14 protein-coding genes are annotated in these 12,958 nt (G+C 50.1%); 3 read left to right on the top strand and 11 right to left on the bottom strand.

The window, feature by feature from the left end; all coding sequences use genetic code 11:
- Nucleotides 1-252, top strand: a complete 252-nt coding sequence (locus EA392_08715) for a T9SS C-terminal target domain-containing protein (GenBank protein ID TVR38546.1) — start codon at nt 1-3, stop codon at nt 250-252.
- 5 nt (nt 253-257) lie between these two features.
- Here EA392_08715 and EA392_08720 read toward each other — a convergent pair whose 3' ends face one another.
- The 9 genes from EA392_08720 to EA392_08760 form a co-directional block, all read right to left on the bottom strand.
- Nucleotides 258-1,328, bottom strand: a complete 1,071-nt coding sequence (locus EA392_08720; GenBank protein TVR38547.1) for a hypothetical protein — start codon at nt 1,326-1,328, stop codon at nt 258-260.
- Nucleotides 1,329-1,423: 95 nt separating this feature from the next.
- The gene (locus EA392_08725) at nt 1,424-2,302 is read right to left on the bottom strand and encodes a hypothetical protein (protein ID TVR38548.1); all 879 of its coding nucleotides are present in this window, start codon (nt 2,300-2,302) and stop codon (nt 1,424-1,426) included.
- A 47-nt stretch (nt 2,303-2,349) separates the two neighbouring features.
- On the bottom strand, nt 2,350-2,808 hold the full coding sequence (locus EA392_08730; protein TVR38549.1) for a cell division inhibitor: 459 nt from the start codon (nt 2,806-2,808) through the stop codon (nt 2,350-2,352).
- Nucleotides 2,809-2,818: 10 nt separating this feature from the next.
- Complete coding sequence (locus tag EA392_08735) at nt 2,819-2,989, bottom strand: Lacal_2735 family protein (protein TVR38550.1); 171 nt, start codon at nt 2,987-2,989, stop codon at nt 2,819-2,821.
- A gap of 11 nt (nt 2,990-3,000) precedes the next feature.
- Complete coding sequence (locus EA392_08740; GenBank protein ID TVR38551.1) at nt 3,001-3,681, bottom strand: SDR family oxidoreductase; 681 nt, start codon at nt 3,679-3,681, stop codon at nt 3,001-3,003.
- A 108-nt stretch (nt 3,682-3,789) separates the two neighbouring features.
- The gene (locus EA392_08745) at nt 3,790-6,762 is read right to left on the bottom strand and encodes an insulinase family protein (GenBank protein TVR38552.1); all 2,973 of its coding nucleotides are present in this window, start codon (nt 6,760-6,762) and stop codon (nt 3,790-3,792) included.
- 19 nt (nt 6,763-6,781) lie between these two features.
- Entirely contained in the window at nt 6,782-8,677 is a 1,896-nt protein-coding gene (locus EA392_08750) for a DNA polymerase III subunit gamma/tau (protein TVR38553.1), read from the bottom strand.
- Nucleotides 8,678-8,814: 137 nt separating this feature from the next.
- A complete protein-coding gene (locus EA392_08755) occupies nt 8,815-9,753 on the bottom strand; it encodes a hypothetical protein (protein ID TVR38554.1) in 939 nt (312 codons plus the stop codon).
- A gap of 36 nt (nt 9,754-9,789) precedes the next feature.
- Nucleotides 9,790-9,984, bottom strand: a complete 195-nt coding sequence (locus EA392_08760) for a cold shock domain-containing protein (GenBank protein TVR38555.1) — start codon at nt 9,982-9,984, stop codon at nt 9,790-9,792.
- A gap of 54 nt (nt 9,985-10,038) precedes the next feature.
- Here EA392_08760 and EA392_08765 point away from each other — a divergent pair, with 54 nt between their 5' ends.
- The gene (locus tag EA392_08765; protein ID TVR38556.1) at nt 10,039-10,548 is read left to right on the top strand and encodes a hypothetical protein; all 510 of its coding nucleotides are present in this window, start codon (nt 10,039-10,041) and stop codon (nt 10,546-10,548) included.
- A 28-nt stretch (nt 10,549-10,576) separates the two neighbouring features.
- Here EA392_08765 and EA392_08770 read toward each other — a convergent pair whose 3' ends face one another.
- Nucleotides 10,577-11,626 carry a hypothetical protein gene (locus tag EA392_08770; protein ID TVR38557.1) on the bottom strand — a complete coding sequence of 350 codons (1,050 nt, stop codon included), beginning with the start codon at nt 11,624-11,626 and terminating at the stop codon, nt 10,577-10,579.
- 60 nt (nt 11,627-11,686) lie between these two features.
- Between EA392_08770 and EA392_08775 the strand changes: the two genes are divergently transcribed.
- On the top strand, nt 11,687-12,187 hold the full coding sequence (locus EA392_08775) for a hypothetical protein (GenBank protein ID TVR38558.1): 501 nt from the start codon (nt 11,687-11,689) through the stop codon (nt 12,185-12,187).
- Nucleotides 12,188-12,202: 15 nt separating this feature from the next.
- Here the strand turns inward: EA392_08775 and EA392_08780 are convergent, their stop codons facing one another.
- A complete protein-coding gene (locus tag EA392_08780) occupies nt 12,203-12,886 on the bottom strand; it encodes a DUF2461 domain-containing protein (protein TVR38559.1) in 684 nt (227 codons plus the stop codon).
- Nucleotides 12,887-12,958: the final 72 nt, after the last annotated feature.

The following is a 12,958-nucleotide window of genomic DNA, read 5'->3' on the forward strand; positions in this document are numbered from 1 at the left end:
ATCAACAGCTTTCCAAATCCTTTCCACAACGAGGTAAACTTGTTGGTATCGTCCCCTAAGTCAGGAAACATGGCGATACGCGTATATGACCTCAGCGGGCGTTTGGTGCACTCGCGCGAAACTTCGGTGGGCGAGGGCAGAACCCTGATTCAGCTATCCGATGGCTGGCGGGGTTTAAGCGCCGGCATGTACGTGCTGCAAGCAAGTATGCACAACGAGCAGCAAAGCGTGCGGATTCAGAAAATGAACTGAAAATACTATTTCGCAGCGCTCGGGGCAGGAAACCCTCCGGGACCGAGTTTCATAAAGGCAAACTTCTCGTAAATGCCTACGTTTTGAGTGCTGAAACCGGCCATAACCATTTCCCCATTGCTGGTGAGCAGTCCGTCATTGAAGCCGAAGGCCATGGTGGATTGGTGTTCTTGCGAACGCCCCTCTCCGTTGATGCGAATGTATCCTCCACTGGTAAATACATACGCTTCATTCACATCCTTCACTACAATACTATGAGCGCTTCCGATGTGGGGTTCTTCGTACACGCCTTCCCAGATTGCGTTTCCTTCGGCATCAATCTTTTGAACCACAGGCACTGCAAATCCCACGGAGCCGGCTGCCCAGATGTTTCCTTCTGCATCGGTGTCAATGTCATTGATAATGCCCGGACCGTACGTTTTGGCCCAAATGGCTTTTCCGTTGGCGTCGGATTTTACCAGTACTGAGGTAGCCTTGCCCATATCCTTTGCTGTGAAGAACCCTCCAAAGAGAAGGTCTCCGTTGGGTAGCTCATGCACCGATCGGTATGAAGACTTGTGCTGGGTGGGCTTGTTGCGGGTCCAAAGCTCATTGCCGTCTGCGTCGAGTTTGGTTACAACCATTCCATCGCCCACAGCTACAAAACCGCCATCCTGTGTTTCAATCACAGATACGTAGGAGTCCTTGCCTTCATTGCCAAAGTGGCTGGTCCAAACGTCCTGGCCTTCGGCATCAATTTTTGAAATCATACGGTGCCTGGCGGAGTTTCCGCAAAATACGTATCCACCATCGCGGGTAGGGATAATATCGAGCGCCAAATCCAATGAAGGCTCTGCTCCGTTGAGCTGTCTGGCCCACTGCGCGGCACCTTCGCCGTTGGTTTTCACTAGAAAGATGTCAGGGTCCACTTCTCCGTTGTTGTTGCCTATACACACAAATCCACCATCATAAGTAGTAGTAATCGCGTAGGCGTTAGAGGTGTTATCGGTGAGTTCGTCGTAAATCCTTACGAAGTCTGACTGGCTTTGGCCGGTGAGGCCTGCAATCACGAACGCAATGGTCAAAGTGTTTTTCACGGAATTCGATTTAGATACGCGTCTTGATACGCATCTTTCCTCCCGAAGGTTACACCCGTGTCAAAAAAAGTTTCGAAAAAGGCTTACTTGGTTTGCTATAGTTTGAAAACCAAGCTTATTCTGGCACCAAGAGCAGAGGCGTTAAAGCGTTCTGCAAGCTCTTCACGCGGCTGATTGCGGTTTACATTGTCATTGTAAGCCTCGTTGTTCGACGTAGCGTTAAGCTCATTCACGTAGTTTACCTGTGTGTCATACGGGTCCTGAAACCCCGGGAGGTTGAAGCCGCCGAGCTGGAAATCACTCACTTCAGATGAAGCAGCAACAAATGTATAGCCCCGGTAGTCCAGTGATAGGTTGAGGTCTATCAGGTCGCTCACTTTCATCCCAAAGCCCACCTGAAACTGAACACCTACACCAAAACGGCCGCGCCAGTCTTCCGTGAATTCGCCACTCAGGTCAATGCCCGGGAGCGGAAAGGGTATGTCGCCCGGTAATTCAAAGTCAAGCGTACCTTTTGTAGTCCTTCTTATGTTGGATATAGGGGTGAAGTCGGCTCCGGCACGTGCAATGAGGTGAAATTTGTCACTCACAGGCATCTGAAAGGAGAGGCGTGGAGCTATGCGCAACCACTGCGAGCGAGATTCGCTCGTGAGGCTCCCAAGGCCGGCCAGACTTCCGCCACCGCTGTTTATCAGGCAGCCAAAGTGATAGTCTGCAGAAAATCCAATGGCCACATGCTCAGTTAGGTAGTAGTCCATAAAAATGCCAGGGCTCATGCCGCGCCCGAAACTGCCCGTTATGGCCGTTTCAGTAATATTGATGCCTGCCCCTGCGCCGCTGATGTCAGATCCCAGATTTTGGGGGTGTACACCCAATAGATATCCGTATTCAACGCCGATTTGAATTTTACTGTCTTGCGCTGAAGCGACAATAGTGGCCAGCAAACATGTAAGTGCGAGGAAGTGTGATTTCATAAAACCGGATTTACCGCCAAATGTAGCAAACAGCCTCCAATCCGTTTCTACTTTGGAAAGCGCTCTTCCAGAACTTTTACGCGATAATCAAAAATCTGCTTCAACTGGCGTTTCACAAACAAGGCATGAGCGATTCGGCCCAGTATGCCCAGCGGAATTTTGTAGTGTACAATGTCTTCCATTTCAATTCCGCCCTCCACGGGCTTAAAGAAATGCTGGTGATGCCACAGAGAATAGGGGCCGAAAACTTGATTGTCGATAAAAAAATGCGGTTCGTTTACCTGCGTAATTTCAGTTACCCATGTAAGCGGTACACCAGGAAATGGTTTCACGGTGTAGGTAATCAGTTGACCGGCGTACATAGTCTTGTCAGCACCCGAGCGAATGACAAAGCCCATGTGAGGAGGCGTGATTTTGGCCAGATTGGACGGATTGGAGAAAAAGGCCCAGGCTTCCTCCATCGAAATGGGCAGAAACTGCTTTCGGTACAAGCGGTAAATTTTCATTTGTGCGGCGTTACTGGTTTTTCAGGGCATCGATCTCTTTCAGCACGGCCTCGGCATCGGCCATCTTGGCATCGCCTTTTTTGCGGTCAATGCGCGAGAGCTCGTATGACTCTTCCAACAGTTTACGATAGCGCTCCTCGAGTTTTTCTACCGGTGATTTCTTTTTAAATAGTCCGAACATAGGTTTATTTTTTAGGGTTGAATAACAGATAATCCGCCATCTACATGAAGTACCTGCCCGGTAATCCAGGATGACTCATCGCTTAGTAAAAAACGGACGGAGTTCGCGAGGTCTTCCGCCCGACCTATTCTTTTCAAGGGATGGCGCTCCGCGGCATTTTCGCGCTGCCTGTCACTGCGCAGCAGGCGCTCGGCCAGTGGCGTTTCAGTGAGGGATGGGGCAATGCAGTTTACGCGAATTCCCGGCGATAATTCTGCAGCAAGGGTGCGGGTCATGGCTTCCACTCCGGCTTTTACGGTGGCTACAGATACGTGAAATGGCATGCCTTTTCCCACGGCAACCGTGCTGAATAGTACCACGCTGGCCTGCTGTGATTTCTTCAGTGCGGGCAGGTAGTGCTTCAGCACCCGGAATGCCCCGGAGGTATTGATACGAAAATCGTGTTCAAGGTCTTCGTGGCTAAAGGAGGCTACGGGTTTGAGGTTGATACTACCCGGGCAGTACACAAGCCCGTCGAGCATTTCAATTTCCGGAAGGTCATCCGTGAGCACGTCCACCGTGTGGTGGTCCACATCGAGATGCGCAGCGGGCTCCCTCCGGCTCATGTTGATGCAGCGGTGGTCTTTGCAGTGCTGCTCCAATACAGCAGCTCCGATGCCACTGCTTCCGCCAACAACGAGTATGGTTTTCATTGCAGAATTAGTTTGAGCAATAAACCCGCAGACCTCACGAATGTTCGTAGCAAACAAAAAGCCGGTACGCAGGGTACCGGCTTTTAGGAAAGGATATTGTTTCACCGCTTACTGCATGGCAGGCCGGCCGATGGGCTTGCGCGGCGATGATTTGGCTTCGTATCCAAAAAGTTCTTCGAGTGAAAGTTCTCTGTATTTTCCGAGCTCTTTCAGGACGTCGTGGTCCACCAATTTACGGTTACCAATTACGCAGTAGTTGTAGGCATTGCCTTTGATATTAGCGTCAAAAAACGTCTGAAGGTCATCGAAGCTGATGGTTTGCAATGCATCGTAAAGTGGCTTTCTGCGGTCGTAGTCTAAACCGAGTTTACGCGCAGATTCATAACTCCAGAAAATGTTGCTGCGCGAAATGCGGTTGGTTTCGATTTGCTTCAAAGCTGCATCTCTTGCCGACTCAAACTGCACATCCGAGCGCGGAAGGTCATTCATCAAATCGAGCATGGCATTGCAGGCTTCAGGAAGCTTGTCAACCTGAGCCCCCACGTAGGCGCGAACAAAGTGATGCTCATCGGCGCGTTGCGGCGTAGAGAAAAAGGCGTAGGCAGAGTATGCCAGGGCCTTCGATTCGCGAATTTCCTGAAAAACAATGGAGCTTAGCCCGCTACCAAAGTATTGATTGAACAGGCTGGCTGCCGGAAGAAGCTCCTTGTTGAATACCGATCCGCGGGTTACCAGGCTCATCTCGCTTTGTACCATGTCGAAATCGGTAAAGAAAACCTTGTCGTTTTCAACCGCAAGCGCTGTAAATTCTACCGGCTCCGGGTAAGGAAGCAACTGGTCAGCTATGGGGTGCATTTCGGCAATTAGAGCCTTGGCTTTGTTGGTTTCCATCGGCCCGTAGTAGAATACACGGTGCTCGTAGGACGTGAGTTGCTTGATCTTTTCAGTGAGTGACCCGGCGTCCAGCGAACGCAGTGCCTCTTCGGAGAGGAAATTACGCATCGGGGAGTTCTCGCCGTAGCTTGCGTACTCCACCAGTGCCGACATGACCCTGCCCTTTCTTCGCAGGTTGTCCTGACGGGATTTCAGCACATCCGAAATCATGTTTTCGAGCGCCTCTTCGTCGGGCTGCACATCTGCGAGGATTTCCTCAAAAAGTTCCATTCCTTCGCGCAAGGACTCATTCAATCCGCTGAGGGTCACATACACACGGTCTCTGCTGCTGAACACGTCAAAGTTTAATCCGAGTTTAAAAAACTCTTTTTGAAGGTCTTCTGAGCTGTGCTGCGAGGTGCCCAAATAGGGCAGATAGCTGATGGCCAACGCCATTTCCAAATCGTGGTCGCTACCCATGTCCAGAATGTAATACAGGCTGAAAAGCTCGTTGTTCTTGTTTTGCACGTGGTACATCTCCAGGCCATTGTCGAGCGTTGCACGGTTGATATCGCGCTGGTAATCTACAAACACCGGCTTGATTCTGCGCGATTCAATAGAATCCCACTGCACATAGAAATTCGACTTCGATTCGCGGTCAATCTCAATGGGGGTGATCTGCGGCTTCTCAACTTTCACAGCTGTATTTTCGCCCATTACCTTGTTAATCTGAACATAGTTCTCACCAAACCATTGGTTGGCAAAGGCTACAATATCGTCTTTGGTAATCTGCTCCATGCGGTTGAACTCGTTCACTACATCCTGCCATTCCTGGTGGTACACAAAACTGTTGGTCATTTTGCTTGCGCGTGCCCAGTTCGACTCGCTTGCGCGCAATTCGTTGAGTTTCATGTCGCGAATAACCGCTTCAACCATCCAGTCATCAAAGTCGCCGCTTTTAATCAGTTCCATTTGCTCCAGAAGCAGTTCGGCCACTTCGTCGAGTGTTTGCCCGTCGCGGGGATTTCCACTCAACGTGAAGATGGAGTAATCAGTAAAAGAGGTGGGTGACGAAGAAGCGCGAAGTACCTTCTGGCGCTTTTCGAGGTTGAGGTCAATGAGTCCGGCTTTTCCGTTAGACAGGATGGCATCCATCACGCGCAGCTTCAGTGCTTCTTCGCTGTGAATACCGGGCAAGCGGTAGGCAATGGTCACAAACTCGGGCTCAACGCCACTTACTTCACGCACGATGGGCTCGGTGATAGGAGCTTCTTCTTCAAACGCAAATTCCGGAATTTCACCGGGTTCGTAGTCGCCAAAGTAGCGCTTGATTACATCTACCGCCTCATCGGGGTCAATATCACCGCTCAAAATAATGGCCATGTTGTTGGGCAGGTAGCGCGCAGCGAAATACTCGTGAATCTTCTCCATGGATGGATTCTTGAGGTGCTCGCTGGTACCAATGGTGGTTTGTGTTCCGTATGGGTGATTCTTAAAAAGCTCCTCCATCATGGCGTAGTAGGATAGACGGAAGTCACTGTCGAGTGCACGATTAAACTCTTCGTACACTGCTTCAAGCTCAGTGTGAAACAGGCGCAGAACGAGTTCGCGAAAGCGCTCGCCTTCAACCATGGCCCATTTTTCAAGTTCGTTGCTGGGGATGTCATTGATATAAACCGTTTGCTCATACCAGGTATAAGCATTGGTTCCCTGTGCACCCAAAGATCCAATCATCTTGTCGTACTCGTTGGCAATGGCCAGTTGTGCTGCTGCGCCCGAAATGCTGTCAATTTTGGCGTAAATTGCCTTGCGCTGAGCCGGGTCTGTCGTGTTTCGGTGTTCTTCGTAGAGATCTGAAATCTGGTCGAGCAACACACTTTCGGCCTCCCAGTCTTTGGTGCCGTAGTTCGACGTCCCCTTAAAGAGCATGTGCTCCAGATAGTGGGCCAGCCCCGTTGCGTCGGCGGGATCTTGCTTGCTTCCGGTGCGAACCGCAATCTGCGTAACCACGCGCGGCTCATCGCGATTTACCGACATGTAGATTTTCAGGCCGTTGTCGAGCGTGTAGATTTTGGTGCCAAGGGGGTCACCCTCAACGGTTTTATACTTGTACTTGTAGCGTGTAGTGGTTTCTTTCTCTGTCGGTTCGCAAGACCAAAAGAGCGTCGTAACCAGCAGCATAGCTGCCAGGTGAAAAATGTACTTCATGGTTTTTGTGTTGTGATGATTAAAATATATCCAGGTTCAGGTTTTGAGCCAGTTTGCCAAGGTTGGGATTTTTCTGCACCATGGCTTCAAATTTCTTATCAGTGGTCATTAACTTGGTTGGCTGGTTGTTTTGTGAGAGTTCAAAGTCCAGATCAATGGCGAAATTTCGCAACTCCTTGCGCAGGTATTCCAACATCTCTCCTTTCTCCCGATTCATTTCAATTTCCTGCGCGGCATTGGCGATTTTTAGGGTAATGTGTTTGTTTTCATCCATTACCGGAGCGTGCAGCGTAAGGCTGGCAAAGAGACTTTCGCGTCCGCGGGCTTTCATCATTTCTGCCAGGTTTCTCCATACGCGCTTCAGGTCGTCCTCACTAAACTCTTCGCGCAGTTGAGGTTCCTGACTGGCTTCGTCCTCAGCTTCATCTGCTTCATTCGCATCGGGTTCCTGAAAAAGCGAGCCTCCCAGTCCGGCGGTGATGGACACCGAGGTTGACTGGTAGTTGCGCAGGATCTTCTTGCGACGGCTTACGTTTTCGGGACTTACTTCGGGGGATTGAGCTGCTTCCGGGAGTACGGGTCGTGGTTCTTCCGTTTTTTCGGCAACGGGTACTTCCTCGGTTTTGGAAGGGGCTGACGGTTCTTGTACTGTTTCTTCCGCCGGTGGTTTCGGTGTAGATGCCTGTGGTTCCGGCTGAGGGGCAGGGGGTGCAGGTGAAGCTGGTGATGCGGAAACGGGGGTTGAGGGAGGTGGGGGCTCCGGGGTGGGTGGGTGGGAGGAGACCCCACCGGATAAATGGCCTGGAGCCGCTTTGGACTCAGATCCTATCTCAAGGTTGTTTTTTTTTTCAACCCCGATGGCGCACATTCGGATGAGGGCAAGTTCTACAAGAAGTCGTTGGTTTTTGCTTCCGCGATATTGTACGTCTACCTCGTTCAGAATTTCGAGGCACTTAAGCAGCATTCTCACGCTGAGGCTTTCGCCCTGAGCGCGGTAGCGTTCGCGAATGCGATCGCTGGTTTCAATCAAAATCAGCGTTTTGGGGTTTTTACTCACCATCAGGTTGCGCACGTGCTGCGCCAAACCCTGCACAAAGTTGTGCCCGTCAAAACCTTTACTTAAAATCTGGTTGTACACCAGCAGCGTTTCGGGAATGTTGCGCTCCACGATAAGGTCTGTCAGCGAAAAGTAGTAATCGTAATCCAGCACATTGAGGTGCTCAATCACCGCCTCATAGGTGAGGTTGTTTCCGCTAAAACTTACCAGTTGATCGAACATTGACAGCGCATCGCGCATCGCTCCATCTGCTTTTTCGGCAATCACGCTCAATCCCTCGGGTTCAGCTTTTACCCCTTCTTTTTCGGCAATTTCACCGAGGTGATCGGCGATGTCCAGCACGGTGATTCGCTGAAAATCATAGATCTGACAGCGCGAAAGAATGGTGGGCAGAATTTTGTGCTTCTCTGTAGTGGCCAGAATAAAAATGGCGTGTGCCGGGGGCTCTTCCAGCGTTTTCAGAAAGGCGTTAAAGGCTTGCTGCGACAACATGTGCACCTCGTCGATGATGTAAACCTTGTGGGTACCAACCTGGGGTGGAAAGCGAACCTGGTCGGTAAGCTGGCGAATGTCTTCAACTGAGTTGTTCGAAGCCGCATCGAGCTCTAAGATATTCAGACTGAAATCTTCGTCTTTATTGATGCCTTTTTGACCAGCTGTGTGCTTGTTGATTTCTCTGGCAAGTATTCGCGCGCATGAGGTCTTTCCCACACCTCGCGGACCACAAAATAAAAAAGCCTGCGCCAAATGGTTTTGCTCAATAGCATTGCGGAGGGTATCGGTAATTGCCCGTTGACCAACCACAGTATCAAAAGTTTGGGGCCTGTATTTTCGCGCCGATACTACAAAATTCTCCATGTGAACCTGTTGATTTTTGAGGGGAAACAAATATAGCGTTCCCGATGGCTAAATCGGGAGGTGTTTATCCCAAATTATGCAATTGGCTCCTGCCATTGCATATTTTCGGTTTAAAACTTACGGCAGCATTGTTTGACTCAACCAAAGAGGTAAGCCCCTGCATGCCGATTTATCCCAATCTCCGGATACTTCCAGTGAATTTCCCGATTGTCATCCGCAAACAGCGATTTGAATTTTTCCATGTCCGAAGGGGTCCATTCAACGGGCGTTTCTCCTCCTGAACCAGCCAGAATCCTGCGCTTCATCCGATGATAAATTCCCCTTCCCACGCGACTTTTTTCAGCCAGTGGATACCATCGGTTCAGCGCTCGAAGTTTCTTTGCCTGCCATTCATCCACACCCTGATTCAGGGGCTGCGTGGTCAAAATTTGTTCAAGAACCTTCTCATCCAGCTGATGCTCAAAAATAGCTTCCAATCGCCTCAATACTTCCTGCGGATTGCTTTTAAAGTCCTCGTAGAGAAAAACCTCCACGCTTGGAAAAAGCGATTTGTACAATTTCACCATAGGTAGATAGCGATACCCCGGGGCAAATTCGCAGGCGTGATAGGTGTCGAACTTCGCCCAGTCAAACAAATCAACCGCCGGCTGACTGCTGTAGCTTTCAGGTTGATAAACAGGTGATTCAAATCGAACAAAATCGTGGAGCGAGCACGTCTCCTTGTCTTGAAGCGCAATGAGATACATGGATTTCAGCAACTCCGGCTGGTTGCGCAAGAAGAGCAACACGGTGGAGTCTGGCATTGCCTGCTGAAGTCGAGTGGCAATTCTCGTCCGGTTGCCGTAATGCCAGTAGAGCGCCTGGCCTGCGAAGTTTTCGTTGCTCAAAAGCAAGGGTTGATTGCCATGGCTTTGCACCCAGCTTCGAAGCGCCGAAGGTTGGTAAGTGCTGTCATCCTCATACATCAGGTTTTGAAACAAGGGGTTAATCTGCGTAAAAGGCAATCCGACATAATTCAGCGCCCTGAACTCCGGAAAAACCACCCTCTGAAAAAAGGTAGTGGCCGTGCGCGGCATGCCGATATGAATGAAGTTTTTCGTCACCCCGTGGGATTAGCCGTGTTTCACTTTGCGCACATCATAGGCGCTTTTTTTACTGTTTTCCTCATGAATTTCAAACGATACACGGTCGTTCTTTTTAATGAGGTCAATCAAATCTCCTGCGTGAACATAAAGTTCCTCGCCTTCCCATTCAATAAATCCGAAGCATTTGGCGGTGTCGAAAAACTTTACTTTTCCGGTTGGCATAAGCCTTTTTATTTGGTGTGAAGTGACTACTTTGGTCTGCCAAAAGTAACGAAAATGAAAAGCTGCTTTTACGGGGTGAAAACGGTACTGCTACTTCCTTTGGTACTGCTGTTTGCTTGCACGGCGCCCGAAGAGAAAAAAGCTGATGAACCGGCTGCAACGGCTGTGCATCAGTTTAAAAAACTGGTGGGTGAGTGGGTAGATACCTCCTCACAGAACGCTTTTCATGAGGTTTGGAAACACACCGGTAAGGGCTGGCAAGGTACCGGTGTTGTGCTCGAAGGCCGGGATACCGTGTGGATAGAGCACCTTGAAATCGCCCCGCGGGCCAATCGCTGGTACTACGGAGTGACCCTCGGAGGTGCCAGTTTTAGCCGGCCGGTGTATTTTGAGCTTACTACTTTCTCAAACAATCACTTCCGTTTTGAGAATCCGCAGCATGATTTTCCGCAGCTTATTCATTACGAATTCAGAGGAGACGACTCACTGTACGTGCGCATTGAAGGAGTAGAGGCCGATACAGCCCGCTTCGAAGAGTTCTTTATGCGCCGCGCGGATAGCTGAACGGCCGGGAAGATTGCCTTTGCGCCTTTCATTCACCAAAAGCCGCCCAATCTGCTTCTTTGTACCGGGCCTTGAGCGTGCGGTACAGGGTGTTGTGCTTCCTCTTATTGGCCTCATGATCCGGGCTGTCGGGCCAGTTGGGTCGGTGGTTTACGAACGACAGCAATGGCTGAAAATCCTTGATCCATTCACGGCTTTTTTTACTGAGTACCGACGCTGCAAAAGCCTCCCAAATGTATTGAACAGCGAGTTCGTTGGGGTGGAGCAAGTCGTCTGCGTAAAATCTGTAATCACGCAGGTCGTCCATCATAATCTCGTACGATGGAAAGTAGTGGGCTTGCTCTACTTCCTCCACCACGCGGTGCACTGCGGCAATCAGGTGTGATTTACTTCTGAGATTTCCCATGGCTCCGTCTCTCCAGTGCCTTACCGGACTTACCGATAACAGCACATGCAGGTGTGGGTGGGTTTTTTGAAGCAGCAACAGGCTTTTGGTTAGCTCTTTGGTGATTTCTTGCACCGATAAAAGGATGCGTTCAAACTCGTTTCCGGGAAGCCGGTGGCAATTGTTTACCAACTTTCCGGTTTTCTTGTGTTTCCAGGCATGGGCTGTTCCCAGGGTAATCATCAGCAACTTTCCGGAAATCAGCATCCTGCCCGCTCTTGAGAGACTCCGGTTGATTCCTGCCAGGCATTGGTCCTTGTCGGGATGTGAAAAAACGCTGTAGTGGTCAAAACTGAAAAACAGTCCGCGGTGAAAAGTTAGCTCATGGGGTTTGTAAGGCGTAGGCGATTGCAGCTTTTCAACTTGTTGTGCAATGGAAACGGGGTTGAAGCTGGTTCCAAATGGATTCTCAGCTACCCTGAAAAGATGTTTTCTTAGTTGAGAAGCCATGTGCTGGCTGAAACACGAACCCAGATGCACAATTCCCTCACCGGGCTCAAGGGCAAAAGGATACTTAGGGGCGTCAACAACTGTTCGGAAAATCATAGGTGCACGTTCGGAATGCAATGGGAAATTTGTCTTTTTCGCGTGTTCGCACTTCAGCCGTGTGCGAGGCTGCAAAGGTAGTATCATTTCAGAGCTCTTCCGAAATATCACCTGATCAATGGTGAGGCTTTTGGCTATTTTCGCGGTATGAACTCATCGTCGCTGCCTCAATTGCGAAAAATATGGAAAGACCTCAGTGCTGAGGAATTGCATCAACTGCTCGATAGATTGGGGAGGTTTAGCCGCGACAACAAAGAGCTGCTTCATTACCTGCTGGTTTTTGGTAACAATGAGGATGCCTACATCAGCGCCATTTGCCACCAACTTGACGAGGGGTTCGAAGGTCTGAACAGACAGAACATAACATGGACGCGAAAAGGACTTCGGCGGCTGGTGCGCATGCTCAACCGATATGTTCGTTACTCCGGAAAAACCGATACGGAGATTGTTCTCCGTACGGAATTTTGTAACAGAATGCTTGTTCACGGTATTCCGCTGGAAAAATCTGCGGTGGTAGGAAACATGTTCAATCGCGAATTGGATCGCATAAGCAGAGCGCTGTCAAAGCTGCATCCTGATCAGCAACTCGACTACGATGGATGGGTGCAAACGCTCCACAAACTGGAGCCGGTTGAAATCAATCGTTAGATTTCGTCCGGGTACCTACAATTCCCAGCTTTCCTCTTCGGCCTGCAGGCCACGGTTCAAAAAATCAATCAGGGGCTTCAGCACTTTGAACATGGCAACCGTGTTTTGCACCATGTCGGCCTTGGAGAAGAAATCGTCGCTAAGCGGCGCAACGGCTGTAAAACTCTTGAGTTTGAGTAGCTCTATGTGCGGGTGCGATGCCTCATAGCCTTTAGGAGGGCGAACAAGCACAAAATCCTTGTCGAGTTCACCGTACATCTTCTTGAATGCCGGCTTGTTGACGATGGCAACAAGGTCTTCTCCAAAAGCATCAATCTCGGCACGAATTTTCTGAAGCGCTGCCGGCTCAGGCAGGTAATAGCCACCGCCAATAAACGCTGCGCCCTCTTCCATGTGAAGGTAGTAGTGACCCATGCCCGCCTTTTTTCCCAGGCACGGAAGCACCACCGAAAGATGAGTTTTGTAAGGCGTTTTGTCTTTGCTGAAGCGGGTGTCGCGCGCAATGCGAAACATACATTCTTTCACTTCCACAGAGGCAAGGGTGGGGTCCACAGGCTTCATCGCCTCCAGTATTTCTCCGGCAACTTTGCGGTAGTCTTTTTTAACCTCGTTGTAGCGCTTTGCCTGCGAATGAAACCAGTCGCGGTTGTTGTTTTCTCTGAGATCGCGTAAAAACTGAATGGTAGCGGCTTGAAACATAGTAGTGCAAAGATGGGGATATGGAAGAACAACCGCACCGTCTCAAAGAGGTTTTTCCTCCATTTAGCTATC

The sequence above is a fragment of the Cryomorphaceae bacterium genome (assembly GCA_007695365.1).
Lineage (GTDB): Bacteria > Bacteroidota > Bacteroidia > Flavobacteriales_D > SKUL01 > SKUL01.